This window comes from Amycolatopsis sp. BJA-103 (assembly GCF_002849735.1).
GTDB lineage: Bacteria > Actinomycetota > Actinomycetes > Mycobacteriales > Pseudonocardiaceae > Amycolatopsis.
Genome location: NZ_CP017780.1, coordinates 5,070,987 through 5,083,438 on the forward strand (window position 1 = coordinate 5,070,987; position 12,452 = coordinate 5,083,438).

The 12,452-nt window shown below is 69.2% G+C and carries 12 protein-coding genes; 4 read left to right on the top strand and 8 right to left on the bottom strand.

Translation table 11 applies throughout. The annotated features are described in order from the left end of the window. Positions 1–121: 121 nt before the first annotated feature. Genes BKN51_RS21880 through BKN51_RS21895 form a run of 4 tightly spaced genes read right to left on the bottom strand, consistent with a single transcriptional unit; the run spans position 122 to position 3,552 of the window. Complete coding sequence (locus BKN51_RS21880) at positions 122–892, bottom strand: anti-sigma factor (protein ID WP_101609397.1); 771 nt, start codon at positions 890–892, stop codon at positions 122–124. Further along, positions 889–1,500: an ECF RNA polymerase sigma factor SigK gene (sigK, locus tag BKN51_RS21885; RefSeq protein ID WP_101609398.1), complete on the bottom strand. Its 612-nt coding sequence runs from the start codon at positions 1,498–1,500 to the stop codon at positions 889–891. The genes BKN51_RS21880 and sigK overlap by 4 nt, the downstream gene beginning before the upstream one ends. Continuing rightward, positions 1,493–2,233 carry a DUF1365 domain-containing protein gene (locus BKN51_RS21890; RefSeq protein ID WP_101609399.1) on the bottom strand — a complete coding sequence of 247 codons (741 nt, stop codon included), beginning with the start codon at positions 2,231–2,233 and terminating at the stop codon, positions 1,493–1,495. The genes sigK and BKN51_RS21890 overlap by 8 nt, the downstream gene beginning before the upstream one ends. Next, positions 2,227–3,552: an NAD(P)/FAD-dependent oxidoreductase gene (locus BKN51_RS21895; protein WP_174720438.1), complete on the bottom strand. Its 1,326-nt coding sequence runs from the start codon at positions 3,550–3,552 to the stop codon at positions 2,227–2,229. The genes BKN51_RS21890 and BKN51_RS21895 overlap by 7 nt, the downstream gene beginning before the upstream one ends. A gap of 39 nt (positions 3,553–3,591) precedes the next feature. Between BKN51_RS21895 and BKN51_RS21900 the strand changes: the two genes are divergently transcribed. Together BKN51_RS21900 and BKN51_RS21905 are read left to right on the top strand one after the other, a co-directional pair. Next, positions 3,592–4,863, top strand: a complete 1,272-nt coding sequence (locus BKN51_RS21900; protein ID WP_101609400.1) for an SAM-dependent methyltransferase — start codon at positions 3,592–3,594, stop codon at positions 4,861–4,863. Then, complete coding sequence (locus BKN51_RS21905) at positions 4,863–5,648, top strand: DUF1295 domain-containing protein (RefSeq protein ID WP_101613375.1); 786 nt, start codon at positions 4,863–4,865, stop codon at positions 5,646–5,648. The genes BKN51_RS21900 and BKN51_RS21905 overlap by 1 nt, the downstream gene beginning before the upstream one ends. On the opposite strand, the gene BKN51_RS21910 is transcribed toward BKN51_RS21905, so the two are convergent. Continuing rightward, a complete protein-coding gene (locus tag BKN51_RS21910; RefSeq protein WP_101609401.1) occupies positions 5,635–6,144 on the bottom strand; it encodes a DinB family protein in 510 nt (169 codons plus the stop codon). The two genes, BKN51_RS21905 and BKN51_RS21910, sit on opposite strands and share 14 nt — an antisense overlap. Before the next feature lie 221 nt (positions 6,145–6,365). Between BKN51_RS21910 and BKN51_RS21915 the strand changes: the two genes are divergently transcribed. Next, on the top strand, positions 6,366–7,685 hold the full coding sequence (locus tag BKN51_RS21915; RefSeq protein WP_174720439.1) for a wax ester/triacylglycerol synthase family O-acyltransferase: 1,320 nt from the start codon (positions 6,366–6,368) through the stop codon (positions 7,683–7,685). Between the two features lie 82 nt (positions 7,686–7,767). Here the strand turns inward: BKN51_RS21915 and BKN51_RS21920 are convergent, their stop codons facing one another. Together BKN51_RS21920 and BKN51_RS21925 are read right to left on the bottom strand one after the other, a co-directional pair. After that, positions 7,768–9,159, bottom strand: a complete 1,392-nt coding sequence (locus tag BKN51_RS21920; protein WP_168214365.1) for a class II 3-deoxy-7-phosphoheptulonate synthase — start codon at positions 9,157–9,159, stop codon at positions 7,768–7,770. A gap of 79 nt (positions 9,160–9,238) precedes the next feature. After that, a complete protein-coding gene (locus BKN51_RS21925; protein WP_101609403.1) occupies positions 9,239–10,171 on the bottom strand; it encodes a trypsin-like serine peptidase in 933 nt (310 codons plus the stop codon). A 398-nt stretch (positions 10,172–10,569) separates the two neighbouring features. Here BKN51_RS21925 and BKN51_RS21930 point away from each other — a divergent pair, with 398 nt between their 5' ends. Beyond that, on the top strand, positions 10,570–10,986 hold the full coding sequence (locus BKN51_RS21930; RefSeq protein ID WP_233223722.1) for a hypothetical protein: 417 nt from the start codon (positions 10,570–10,572) through the stop codon (positions 10,984–10,986). On the opposite strand, the gene BKN51_RS21935 is transcribed toward BKN51_RS21930, so the two are convergent. Further along, positions 10,987–12,384, bottom strand: a complete 1,398-nt coding sequence (locus BKN51_RS21935; protein ID WP_101609404.1) for an alpha/beta hydrolase — start codon at positions 12,382–12,384, stop codon at positions 10,987–10,989. Positions 12,385–12,452 lie beyond the last annotated feature (68 nt).

Sequence of the window (12,452 nt, forward strand, 5' to 3'; positions counted from 1 at the left end):
GGCAGGCTCGAATCCAGTAGCCACGCCGTGTGTCGCAAAGGTGTTTTGCCACAACATCTTCCCGGGCGCAAGAGTGAGCCCCGGACGAAGCGCCGGACGGCGGCCTGCTAAGGACCGGAGATCAGGTCGGCATGGACATGACCATGACGACGTCCTGCGACGGTGATCCGGTCGGTGATCCGCCCGCCTGCTCGACGCTCAGCGCGAACTGCTCGGCCCCGCCGAGTCCGTCGGCGACCAGCAGCGCACCGTCCTGACCACCGGAAATGAGCCCGGCGGGCTTCGGCGCGGCACCCGGGGACATGAACCAGGCCTGGTAGGTCCGGCCCGGGTCGTTCCTCCGCAGCTGGGCAGCCATGAAGACGAGCCGGTCCTTCGAGCGCGACATCATCACCGTCCCCCCGCCCCCGACGGACGCGTCGGCGTGGCCGGTCCGGAGATCGGCGGCCGCGAGGACGTCGGCGACCGGCGCGTACCGATCCGCGGCCCGCGCCGCCTGTTCCCGCGCGGCGGTCAGCTGCGTGTGGTTGTCGTAGGCGATCCCGCCGAACACGGCGGTGCCCGCCAGCCCGACGATCGCCGCCGCGGCCGCGGCGATCGCCCAGCGCGGGGCGCGGCGGCGGTCCTTGACGCGCTCTCCGGTTTCGAAGCGGGTCTTCGGCGGCTGCTGCCGGGTCGCCATCGCCTCCGCGAGCACGCGGCGCTTGAGCTCGGGCGGCGGGTCTTCGGCCAGGGCGGCACCGAGCCGGGTCGCGGTCATCTGCAGTTCGAGGACCTCTTGTGCGCACGAAGCGCACTCGCCGAGGTGCCGCTGGAACTGGGCACGCTCCAAATCGGACAGTGCGTCGACGGCGTAGGCCCCGGTGAGCGTGTGCATTTCGGGCATCGTCATGCCGTCACCCCCAAACAGTCCCGGAGCCTGATCAGGCCGTCCCGGAGTCGAGTCTTGATGGTTCCGTGCGGGGTCTGCAGCACCTCTGCGACCTCGCGATAGGTATAGCCCTGGTAGTAGGCGAGCAACACGGATTCCCGTTGCAGCTCGGTCAGGCTGGTCAGGCAGCGGCGCACCTGCGAACGTTCCCAGCGGGCCGCGACGGCCTCGGCCACCTCGTCGAAGGGCCGGGCCCGTGCGGCTTCGAAAGTCGCCTTGACCTCGCGGTCCGAGCTGGCCCGAGCCGAACGGACACGGTCGACGGCACGGCGGTGCGCGAGCGTCATGGCCCAGTTCAGCGCGCTCCCCCGCTCCGGGGAGTAGCGCGCGGCAGTGCGCCACAGCTCCACCATGACCTCCTGAGTGACCTCTTCGGACTGCGCGACGTCACGGAGGATTCGCCGCACCAGGCCTAGGACCGGACCGGCGAGCCGGTCGTACAGCACGTCGAAGGCCCTCTCGTCCCCCTTCGCGACCCGGACGAGCAGCTCCTCGGACGTCGGGCCCGCCGGTTCGCCGTCCGTCGTGGGAACGGGCGCCATCCGGCGTGGACGTGCCGATTCATCCATCAAGCCTGCCTCCGGCCGTCTGTGGCGTCCGCCGGGTCAGCGGCGCCTTCTTCAACCACAGTTTGACCCCGTGCCGCCGGATCAGCGCGGAGACCCGGTGCGGCATGAGCGGACGGGTGATCAGCATGTGCACGAGCCATTTGGCGGTGGCGGGGCGCCGCACCCCGCGCAGCGACGCTGTCAGCGGCGTCTCCCCGCCCTGGCGGAGGGCGATCTTGACCGAGAGCAGCGACTCCGGCCGCGGCACCTCCATCCGGTACTCGCCGTCCATCGACTGGAACGGCGAGACGTAGAACTCCTTGTCCGCGTGGGCGTTCCCGTCGGCGTCGGGACGCAGGAGATACGCGTGCCTGCCCCGGTAGGTGTTGTGGACCTCGGCGACGACGCATTCGAGTTCACCGTCGGGCCGGTGACACCAGTAGAGGGTGATCGGGTTGAAGTTGTGCCCGAGCATGCGCGCGCCCGCCAGCATCAGCACCCGGCCGCCTTGGAGATCGACGCCGCGCGCCGCGAGCCAGCGGTCCAATTTGGACCGGATGCTGGAGGTGTCTTCGGGCGCGAAGTGGTCTCGCGAGTCGAAGCGGGCGAAGGGCTGGAGCCACTTCGGAAGTTTCGGCGGCGCGTCGAGGTCGATGAGCCACAGATAGACGCGGTGGGCGAACGAGATCGGCGGATCGTTGCGCCGGACATGCGCCACCGTGGAGTCGTAGAGCACGGCCATGACGGTCACCATCGCACCCCGAAGTTCTCGGCCGCGCGGACACCGGACGCGCAGCCGTCCTCGTGGAATCCCCACCCATGATAGGCGCCCGCGAAGGCGACCGTGTCGTCGTTCAGCTCGGGCAGGCGGCGCTGGGCGGCCACCGATTCCGGGGTGTAGACGGGGTGTTCGTAGGTCATCTTGGCCAGCACCGAACCGTCGTCGGGGGCGGTGCCGGGGTTGAGCGTGACGACGTAGCCGGTCGGCTCGTCGAGCCGCATGAGGCGGTTCATGTCGTAGGACACCTGGACCGCGCCATGGTTGGCACCACAGAACGGGGTGGCGTAGTTCCAGCCCGCGCGCGCCGCTTCCGCCGTCGGGAGCACACCGGTGTCGGTGTGCAGCCAGGCCTCGTTGCTGGAGTACCGGAACGAGCCGAGGACGTCGCGCTCGGCCTCGGTCGGCGACGCGAGCAGCTTCAGCGCCTGATCCGCGTGGGTGGCCAGGACGACCTTGTCGACCCGGTGCCGGGTGTCGGCGTCGTCGCGGACCTCGATCCCGCGCGCGGTGCGCTTGACCGAGCGGACCGGTGTCGACAGGTGCACGGCCGTCAGCTGCTTGGCGGCGAGATCGACGTACTCGCGGGAGCCGCCGACGACGGTGCGCCAGCTCGGGGACCCGCCGACCGACAGCATCCCGTGGTTGCGCAGGAATTCGAACAGGTAGCGCGCGGGGTACTTGAGCGTGTCGTTCCGGTCGGCCGACCAGACGGTCGAAACGACCGGGAGCATGAAGTGGTCGACGAAGTACTTCGTGTACCCGCCGATCGCGAGGAACGCGCCGAGGGTGACGTCTCCGGCCTCGGGAGAGTCGAGGACGCGCTTCGCGTGCAGGTGGAAGCGTTTGACGTCGGCGAGCATCCGCAGGTAGCGCCCCCGGGCGACGTTGCGCGGCTGGGCGAACAGGCCCTTCAGGCCCTTGGCGCCGGCGTACTGGAGGCCACAGCCGTCGCAGCGGATGCTCATCGACATCTCGGTGTCGCGGGTGGCGACGCCCAGTTCGGCGAACAGCCGGAGCAGGTTCGGGTAGGTGCGCTCGTTGTGCACGATGAACCCGGAGTCGACGCCGACGGTGCCGCCGTGCGCGCTCGGGACGTCGTGGGTGTGCGCGTGCCCGCCCAGCCTGTCTTCGGCTTCGAACAGCAGCACTTCGTAGCGGCGTTGCAGCAGGTAGGCGGCCGTGAGGCCGGCGACGCCGCTGCCGATGACTCCGATGCGTTGACCCTTGGTGTGCACGAAAGGGATTCGGAACAGGGGCCGGGCCGGATTGGACCGGGTGAACCGGGGCATCATCCGACCCATCCTTTACCTGTCCGGGGTCGAATGACGACTATGCCGAACAGTCCCGCGTCTCGCCTAGTCCCGTTCGTCGAGCGGCTCCTCGGTGGCTCCCTCCCGGTCGGTCTCCGCACCTGGGACGGCGTGCGCGCCGGGCCGCCGGACGCCCCGACCGTGGTGCTCCGCAACCGGCGCGCCCTGCGCCGTCTCCTCTACTCCCCCGGTGAGCTGGGTCTCGCGAGGGCCTATGTCTCCGGTGATCTCGACGTCGAGGGCGACCTCGCCGACGGATTCCGCCGGATCTGGGCGCTGACCCGGTCGGGCGCCGTCCGCGGCGCGAAGCTCGGGCCCCGTGACTGGGCCGAAGCGTTCCGGCTCGCGGTGAGCCTCGGCGTCGTCGGGCCGCCGCCCAAACCGCCCGCCGAAGAGGCCCGGCTCTCCGGAAAGCTGCACACGCTGCTCCGCGACAAGTCGGCCATCGCGCACCACTACGACCTCAGCAACGCCTTCTACCAGCTGCTGATGGACGAATCGATGGCCTACTCGTCGGCGTACTGGACGTCCGAGGAGGAGGGTTACGGCCTCGAACAAGCCCAAGCGGACAAGCTCGAGCTGATCTGCCGCAAGCTCGGGCTGCGGCCGGGGATGCGGCTGCTCGACGTCGGCTGCGGCTGGGGCTCGCTCCTGGTCCACGCGGCCAAGCACCACGGCGTGCACGCCGTCGGCATCACGCTTTCGGCGGAACAGCTGCAGCACATCCGCGGCCGCCTCGCCCAGCACGACCTGGAGGATCGCGTCGAGGTCCGGCGGCAGGACTATCGCGAGCTGACCGACGAGCCGTTCGACGCCGTCGCCACCATCGAGATGGGTGAGCACGTCGGCGAAGAGAACTACCCCGAGTACACGCGGACGCTGTACCGGATGCTCAAGCCCACCGGACGGCTGGTCCTGCAGCAGATGTCCCGCGGCGCGGTGGCCCCGGGCGGCGGCGCGTTCATCGAGCGCTACATCGCCCCCGACATGACGATGCGGCCGCTGAGCCGCACGCTCGGGCATCTGGAGACGGCCGGGTTCGAGATCCGCGACGTCCACGCGCTGCGCGAGCATTATGTGCGTACGGTCCGGGCATGGGAGAAAACGCTCGAGAGCAACTGGGACGACGTCGTGGCACTGATCGGTGAATCCGGCGCGCGGGTCTGGCGGCTCTACCTGGTCGGCGGCGCGCTCGCGTTCGAGGAGAACCGGATGGGCGTGGACCAGATCCTCGCGGTCCGCTCGTCCGAACAGGGTTTGAGCGCGCTTCCCGCCACCCGGGAGTGGTCCTGATGTCTCTCGGGGGGACCCTGCTCGTCACCGCCGGAGTGACCCTGCTGGCGGTCGCCGTCACGTTCGGCATCGCGCTGGCGCGCAAGCGGTACGACACCATCGACACGTTCTGGGGGCCGGGCTTCGCGCTCGTCGCCCTGGTCGCGGCCCCGCTCGGGGACGGGTCGGTGGCGCTGAGAGTGGTCGCCGCGGCACTGACGGCGATCTGGGGCGTGCGCCTCGGCGTGCACCTCCACCTGCGCAACCACAAGCTGCCCGAAGACCCGCGCTACGTGCGGATGGTGGAGAACGCCGGCCCGAATCCGGCGCTCAAGCTGTTCGTCCGGGTGTACCTGCTCCAGGCGGTGGTGCTCTGGTTCGTCTCGCTGCCGGTCCAGTTCGCGATGTACGGCGATTCCTTCGGCGTGACGGCGTGGCTGGGTGTCGCGGTGTGGCTGGTCGGTTTCGGGTTCGAGACGATCGGCGACGAGCAGCTGCGCCGGTTCAAGGCCGACCCGGACAACAAGGGAAAGGTCCTCGACAGCGGACTGTGGCGCTACACCCGGCATCCCAACTACTTCGGGGACGCGTGCGTGTGGTGGGGCCTGTACCTGCTGGCCTGTTCGAGCTGGGTGGGGGCGGCGACGATCCTGTCGCCGATCGCGATGACGTACACGCTGGCCAAGGGCACCGGAAAACCCTTGCTGGAGAAGGGTTTGCAGCGTTCCCGGCCGGGATACGCGACGTACGTCGAGCGGACCAGCGGGTTCTTCCCGCTGCCCCCTCGCCGAATTACTCCCCCGTAAGCCCGTCGATCGCTTCGCGCAACAGGTCGAGGTGGCCGGCGTGCCTGCCGGTCTCCTCGATCATGTGCGCGACCACGAAGCGGACGTTGACCTGGCGATCGCCGCGGAAGGCGACCTGGTCGTCCAGCCCCATCCGCGCGACGACCTTGCGGCTCCGCTCGCACTCGGCCTCGTAGGCGGCGATCAGCTGCTCGATCGGGGTCTTCATGGCTACCCGGAACTCGGCGTCGGGGTCGGCCTCGAGCGCCTCCTTCCAGAGGTCCTCCTGGCCGTCGAGCACCACGTTGAACCAGTACTGCTCGACCAGGGTCAGATGCCCGAGCAACCCGGCGATGGTGGTCAGCTCGCTGGGCACGAGCGGCCGCCTGGCCTGCTCGTCGGTGAGGCCGGAGCACTTCCACACGACAGTGGCGCGGAGGAAGTCGAGAAAGCCGTTCAGCTGGGTGCGCTCGTCGCCGGTGAGCGGCGGTTCGGGGCGCTTCGGTTCGTCGGTCATGGTGCTGCAGTCTGCCGGTTTCCTCGGATGATCCGCTAACGAGTTACCCGCGCCGGGCTGTCCGCCATCTGCCGCACGGCCGTGGTCCATGTCCGCGCGGGGTCCCATCGTTCGAGTGAAACCGACGGTAGTTAGCGCCCCCGAAACATGACGACCACCCGCTCGTCATGTCAGGCTGGTGCAGTTGTGCACATCGCCCCCGGTTCCGAGAAAGGTCACTGATGTCAGGCCCCCAGCTGAGCGCACTCGATGTCGCTTTCCTTTGCATGGAAAGCGAAACGACGCCCATGCACATGGGCGCGGTGGTCACCTTCCGTCCGCATGGGCAGGTGCACGCGCGTAAGCTGACCGCGCTGCTGGCCGAGCGGGCCGCACGGATCCCGAAGCTGCGTCAGCGCCCCCGCACCGCGCTGTTCCCGCCCGGCGCCGCCGTCTGGGCGGACGACCCGGGTTTCGTTGCCAGTGAACATATTTCACATCACCACCTGAGCTCCCTGTACGAACCGGATCCGCTCTCCGCCTACGCGTCGCGCTGGATGGGACGACCGCTCGACACCGGAAAACCCTTGTGGGACTTGCATCTCGTCACCGGCCTGCCGGACGGCGAGTTCGCGTTGCTGTTGAAACTGCACCACGCGCTCACCGACGGGGCGGGCGCGTACGCCGTCGCCGCGGGCCTGCTCGACGCGGTCCCTCGCGCCGTCAGGCGCCCGCACAGCGGTGCCGTGCCTCCCGCGCCGCGGTCCCCTGTGGACGCCGTCAAGGACGCCTTCGGTTCCACCCTCGCCCAGGCGGGCGAGTCGGCGGGGATCGCTTCGTCGGTCGTCCGCGCGACCCGTTCGCCGCTGTCCCCGATCAGCGCGCCGCCGTCGACCGAACGACGGCTCGGCCTCGTCCGGCTGGACACCGGCGAGATCCGGCGGATCCGCCGGACCCACGGCGGGACCGCCAACGACGTCGTGCTGGCGATCCTCGCCGGCGCGCTGCGCGAATGGATGATCAACCGCGGCCAGCGGGCCGACGACCGGACCCTGCGGGCGCTCATCCCGGTCAGCGTGCGCGGCCGGTCCGCCGAGCAGCTGGGCGGGAACAAGCTGTCCGGCTACCTCTGCGATCTGCCGGTCGGCCTCGACGATCCGGTGAAGCGGCTGCTGGCCGTCCAGCGCGAGATGAGCCGGAACAAGGCCGCGGGCCCCGGCCGGGGCGCGGGCGCGTTCCCGCTGCTCGCCGACCGGATGCCGCCGATGCTGCACCGGCTCGGCAGCAGGGCCGCCGGGCTGGCCGCGCCGCTGCTGTTCGATCTCGTGGTCACCACGGTGCCGGTGCCGCCCAGCCGGCTCACCCTCGACGGGACGCGGCTCGAAAGCGTGTACCCCTTCGTGCCGCTGGCGCCGCGGCAGGCGGTCGGGATCGCGGTGGCGACCTACCGCGACTCCGTCCACATCGGACTGCAGGCGAACGGGGCGGCGGTTTCGGACGTGGGCTCGCTGCGGGACGGCGTGCTCAAGTCCGCGGCGAGGCTGCTGGACACGGCGAGCTGACGCGATCGTGAAGTGAGATGAAAGTCCCCTTCATTGCAAATTTTGCAATGAAGGGGACTTTCATAGCGTTAAGGGACCGCCGTCAGCCGCGCAGCATCTCCGCGACCAGGAACGCCAGCTCCAGCGACTGCTGGGTGTTCAGCCGCGGGTCGCAAGCGGTCTCGTACCGGCCCGAAAGGTCCAGATCCGAGATCTCCTGCGCGCCGCCGAGGCATTCGGTGACGTCCTCGCCGGTCAGCTCGACGTGGATGCCGCCGGGGTACGTGCCGAGCTTACGGTGCACCTCGAAGAAGCCCTGGACCTCGTCCACGATGCGGTCGAAGTGCCGGGTCTTGTAGCCCGTCGACGCCTCGTGGGTGTTGCCGTGCATCGGGTCGCACTGCCAGATGACCTTGTGCCCGGACGCCTCGACCTTCTCGACGATCGCGGGCAGCACCTCGCGGACCTTGCCGTTGCCCATCCGGGCGATCAGCGTCAGGCGGCCGGGCTCGTTGCGCGGGTCGAGCCGCCGGACGTATTCGACGGCCTGTTCGGGCGTGGTCGTCGGGCCGATCTTGAGGCCGATCGGGTTGGCCAGCAGTTCGGCGAACGCGATGTGCGCGCCGTCGAGCTGCCGGGTCCGCTCGCCGACCCACAGGAAGTGCGAGGACAGGTTGTACAGCTTCGGGTTCGTCGCGTCCGCGCGATCCATCCGCAGCATGGAGCGCTCGTAGTCCAGCAGCAGCGCCTCGTGGCTGGCGAAGATCTCGGTGGACTGGAGCGAGGTGTCGGTGACGCCACAGGCCGACATGAACCGCAGGCCGCGGTCGATCTCCGCGGCCAGTGCCTCGTAGCGCTCGCTGGCGGGCGAGGACTTCACGAAGTCCTTGTTCCAGTCGTGCACCTGGTGCAGATCCGCCATCCCGGCGCCGGTGAGCGCGCGGACGAGGTTCATCGCGGCACCCGCGTTGGCGTACGCGCGGATCATCCGGCCGGGGTCGGGCACGCGGAGTTCGGGCTTGGCGACGAGCGAGTTGATGATGTCGCCGCGGTACACCGGCAGGCCGAGCGCGTCGGTGGAGGCCGAACGCGGCTTCGCGTACTGGCCCGCGATCCGGCCGACCTTCACCACGGGCAGGCTCGCGCCGTAGGTGAGGACGACGGCCATCTGCAGCAGGGTGCGCAGGTTGGCGCGGATGTGCGGTTCGGTGTTCGACTCGAACGTCTCCGCGCAGTCACCGCCCTGCAGCAGGAACGCTTCGCCGCGGGCGACCATGGCGAGCCTGTCGGAGAGCCTGTCGATCTCGGCGGGGACGGTGATCGGCGGCACACTCTCCAGCACGCCGCGTACGCGCCTCGTCAGCTCGGGGTCCGGCCATTCGGGCTGCTGCGCGGCGGGCCGGGAAAGCGCGTCGTCGAGCCGGTTGCGCAGCTCGGGCGGCAGAGGAGGCAGTTCGGGGAGCGTGTCGACGGGAACGTCCACTGTCCAGTTCACCGGCCCAGGATATGCCGAGCCGAAAGCCGCCCGCCCACCGGGACAAAAGTCCCAAACGGTGGACGGGCGGCGGCGAAGATCAGGCGGCCTGCGCCTTGTTGTAGAGGTTCTGCGCGTCCGTGCCGAAGTACGGACCGAACATGTACCCGGGCAGGAAGGTGTAGCCGAAACTGTTCACCGACGCCTGGACGCCGGTACCGGTCGCCTCACTGAAGTTGAGGAACCACGGGCCGCCGCTCGAACCGCCGGTCATGTTGCAGTTCATGCCGTGGTCCTTGGTCAGCAGGAAATCGGTGAACGTGCTTCCGCTGCAATAGATCAGCTTCGTGCCGTCGTACGGCGCCGCCGCCGGATATCCGAACGTGTACATCGACTGGTTGCGCGCCTGGTTGAAGGCGATCCCCTGCGCGCCGACGACGTCGGTCAGCTTCTGCCCGTTGAGCGGGTTGACCACGGCCGCGCCGATGTCGTAGTTCATGTCCTCGCTCGCTTCCCACTGCGGAGTGGTCAGCGTGCTCTTCGCGGCCCAGGTGCCGTAGGGCGTGTTGCCGTTGTCGTAACCGGGCGCGAAGGTCCAGTTGGTGTGCCAGGCACCCTGGTACTTCACGCAGTGCCCGGCGGTGATCACGACACTGCCGTTCGTGCTGGTGACCGCGTCGCCGGAGCACGAAGCGTTGCGCCCGCCCATGGTGAAGAACACGCGGCCGGCGGTCTGGACGACCTTGCCCGCCCCCGTCCACGCGCCGCCGCCGTTGGGAATGCTCTGGATGATCGTGCTTTCACCCTTGGCGACGTCCTTGGGCGAAAGGTTCGGGGCCTTCACCAGCTGCTCGATCGGCACCGCCGACCGCATCCGCTCGGGCGTCCAGTAGGCCGCCACCGCCTGTGCGTCGACAGCCGCTTGATGGTGGACCGGTCCGGCTTGGGCGGGACTCGCGACCGCTGTCAGCGCCGTCACCGCCAGCCCCACGAGCGCCCCCAGGATCCCCGTCCGGGAAACCGACCTCTTCATGGCGTACCACCTTTCGCCACCGGTGAATTGCCGTATGACCTGTACGGCATTTCGAAAGTATTTGTCCGGCTACCGGGCGTACAAGGGACCGTTCGGCCGCATCCGGGGCGGTGTATGGGCCGTTCGGCCCAGCACGGCGAACGCCGCGGGCAAGAACGTGAATCCTCACCCGCGGCGTTCGGGAAACGGCGCTATCCGACGCGGTGCCGGTCCTGCCTCAGCAGTTCGAGGTCGGCAGGCGTCGAGGTCGCGGAGAATCGTGACGGCGGCCGGGACGACGATCGCGAGTACAGCCCACGATTCCATGATCGTCACCTCCAGTCGGTTCGCTCATGCGGAGTACTCGCGACAGGCCGCTTGGACGTCTACATCGTCACTCGAAAGAGTTAGGCTGACTGGTGGGGATTTCACGCAACGACTTCGCCCGGCTGGGCACGAAAGTCCTAACACCGTGGGTATGGATACTTCTGACGGCGATCGTGGTCGTCGTGGGCGACACCAGGGGCATGGCCCGCCTGTCGCTCCTCGCGCTGGCCATCACGACGCTGCTGGCCCTCGGGGTGGGTTCGCTGACCACCTACGGTTTCGGCTTCAGGATCTCGCCGCACGTGACGGCCACGTCCGCCGCGGTCATCCTGCTGACGTTCACCTTCGGGCCGCTGCTGCTGCTCGGCGGGCTCCTGGTGGCCTGGGCGTGCTGGTCGCGCATGAAGCTGGGTGAAGACAGCTACCCCGAAGCCGCCGCGGGAGCCATGCTGGGACTCCTCGCCGGCGGCGTCGGCTGGCTGGGCTTGATCTTCGTGCTGTTCTCCTGATCAAGCGGGGCAGTGCGAATCGGCGGCGGGAAGGACGCCGTCCCGCAGGTACCGGACGACGACGTCGTTCCCGCACGCGTTCTCCTTGGTGAAGACGCCGTGCCCGCCCGCGTCGACGGTGACGAACCTCGCCCGGCCGCCCAGCGCCGAGCGCAGTTCCCTCGCCCCTACCAGCGGTGTCGCCGGGTCGCGGAGGTTCTGCACCAGCAGGATGTTCGACGGTCCACGGTCGGTGATCCGCACGGGGCGTTCGCGGGGCTCCACCGGCCAGAACGCGCAGGGGGTGATGTTCGCGGCGGCCGGGCCGAACATCGGATGCGTCACGCGAGCGCGTTCGACGGCCTTTTCGTACCAGCGCACGCTTTCCGGCCAGTCGGAATCGTTGCACAGCACCTGCAGCTGGAGTGCCGCGTGGTTGTCGCCGTCGAGCGGCCCGCCCTGTGCCGACGCGGACGGAGTGGCCCATTGCTTCGCGAGGACGGGGAAGTTCGCGTCGTCGTACAGCGCTCCCCACGTGTCGGTCCGGATTCCCGAGCCGCGTTCTTCGGCCAGCTCGAAGAACTTCGCCGTCACTTCGGCGGGTGTCCGCCCGAGGTGGTAGACGTCGTCCCGCGCCGCGGCCCAGGCCGCGAAATCGCCGAACCTGTCGTCGAAACCGTCCGCGAACCGTTGGTGCGCCTGCACGTCCAGCCCCTTCGGGCCGACAAGGCTGTCCAGCACGATCCGGTCCGTCTTCGCCGGGAACATCGACGCGTAGGCGGCGCCGAGATAGCTCCCGTACGAGACGCCGTAGAACGAGATCTTCCGCTCCCCCAGCGCCTCGCGGATCCGGTCCAGATCGCGGGCGGTGTTCGCGGTGGTCATGTGCGGCAGGAGATCCGCGGTCTTCGACGCGGCGCACTTCTCGGCCACCACACGGGATTTCGCCGCCTTCTCGGTGACGTCACGGGAGCCGTCCGCATACGGGCCGACGAGAATGAACCGCTGTTCCCCGGTCAGGTCGCAGGTCACCGGCGTGCTGTAGGTGGTGCCGCGCGGATCGAAACCGATGACGTCGTAACTGTCGAGCAGGCCGCTGTGTCCCTGCCGCTGCGCGAGTTGCGCGGGCATCGCCAGGCCGGGGCTCCCGGGCCCGCCGGGGTTCATCAGCAGCACGCCCCGGCGTTTCGGCGAGGTGCTCGCCTTCCGCGAAACGGTGAGTTCGATGGTCCGCCCGCCGGGGTCGGCGTAGTCCAGCGGGACCTCGAGTTTCGCGCATTCGAGACCCGCCGTCGGCGAGGGTGTCATGCCGTAGTCCGGGCAGGGTGACGTCCAGCGCAGAGCCGGAGCCGCTTCGGCGGTCGACGGAACGACTACGGCGAGTGGGAGGAAAGCCAGTATCGCCAGCGTTTTTCTCATGTGGGAGAGCCTGGCGCGCGAGGCCGCCCTACCGCGTCGGCCCCGGGACGGATCCTGACCCTCCACCT

Excerpts from the sequence above, each read along its gene's own strand:
- sigK (WP_101609398.1), bottom strand. The coding sequence starts at position 1,500 with ATGGATGAATCGGCACGTCCACGCCGGATGGCGCCCGTTCCCACGACG.
- BKN51_RS21925 (WP_101609403.1), bottom strand. The coding sequence starts at position 10,171 with ATGAAGAGGTCGGTTTCCCGGACGGGGATCCTGGGGGCGCTCGTGGGG.
- BKN51_RS21890 (WP_101609399.1), bottom strand. The coding sequence starts at position 2,233 with ATGGTGACCGTCATGGCCGTGCTCTACGACTCCACGGTGGCGCATGTC.
- BKN51_RS21935 (WP_101609404.1), bottom strand. The coding sequence starts at position 12,384 with ATGAGAAAAACGCTGGCGATACTGGCTTTCCTCCCACTCGCCGTAGTC.
- BKN51_RS21910 (WP_101609401.1), bottom strand. The coding sequence starts at position 6,144 with ATGACCGACGAACCGAAGCGCCCCGAACCGCCGCTCACCGGCGACGAG.
- BKN51_RS21915 (WP_174720439.1), top strand. The coding sequence starts at position 6,366 with ATGTCAGGCCCCCAGCTGAGCGCACTCGATGTCGCTTTCCTTTGCATG.
- BKN51_RS21905 (WP_101613375.1), top strand. The coding sequence starts at position 4,863 with ATGTCTCTCGGGGGGACCCTGCTCGTCACCGCCGGAGTGACCCTGCTG.
- BKN51_RS21880 (WP_101609397.1), bottom strand. The coding sequence starts at position 892 with ATGACGATGCCCGAAATGCACACGCTCACCGGGGCCTACGCCGTCGAC.
- BKN51_RS21895 (WP_174720438.1), bottom strand. The coding sequence starts at position 3,552 with ATGATGCCCCGGTTCACCCGGTCCAATCCGGCCCGGCCCCTGTTCCGA.
- BKN51_RS21900 (WP_101609400.1), top strand. The coding sequence starts at position 3,592 with ATGCCGAACAGTCCCGCGTCTCGCCTAGTCCCGTTCGTCGAGCGGCTC.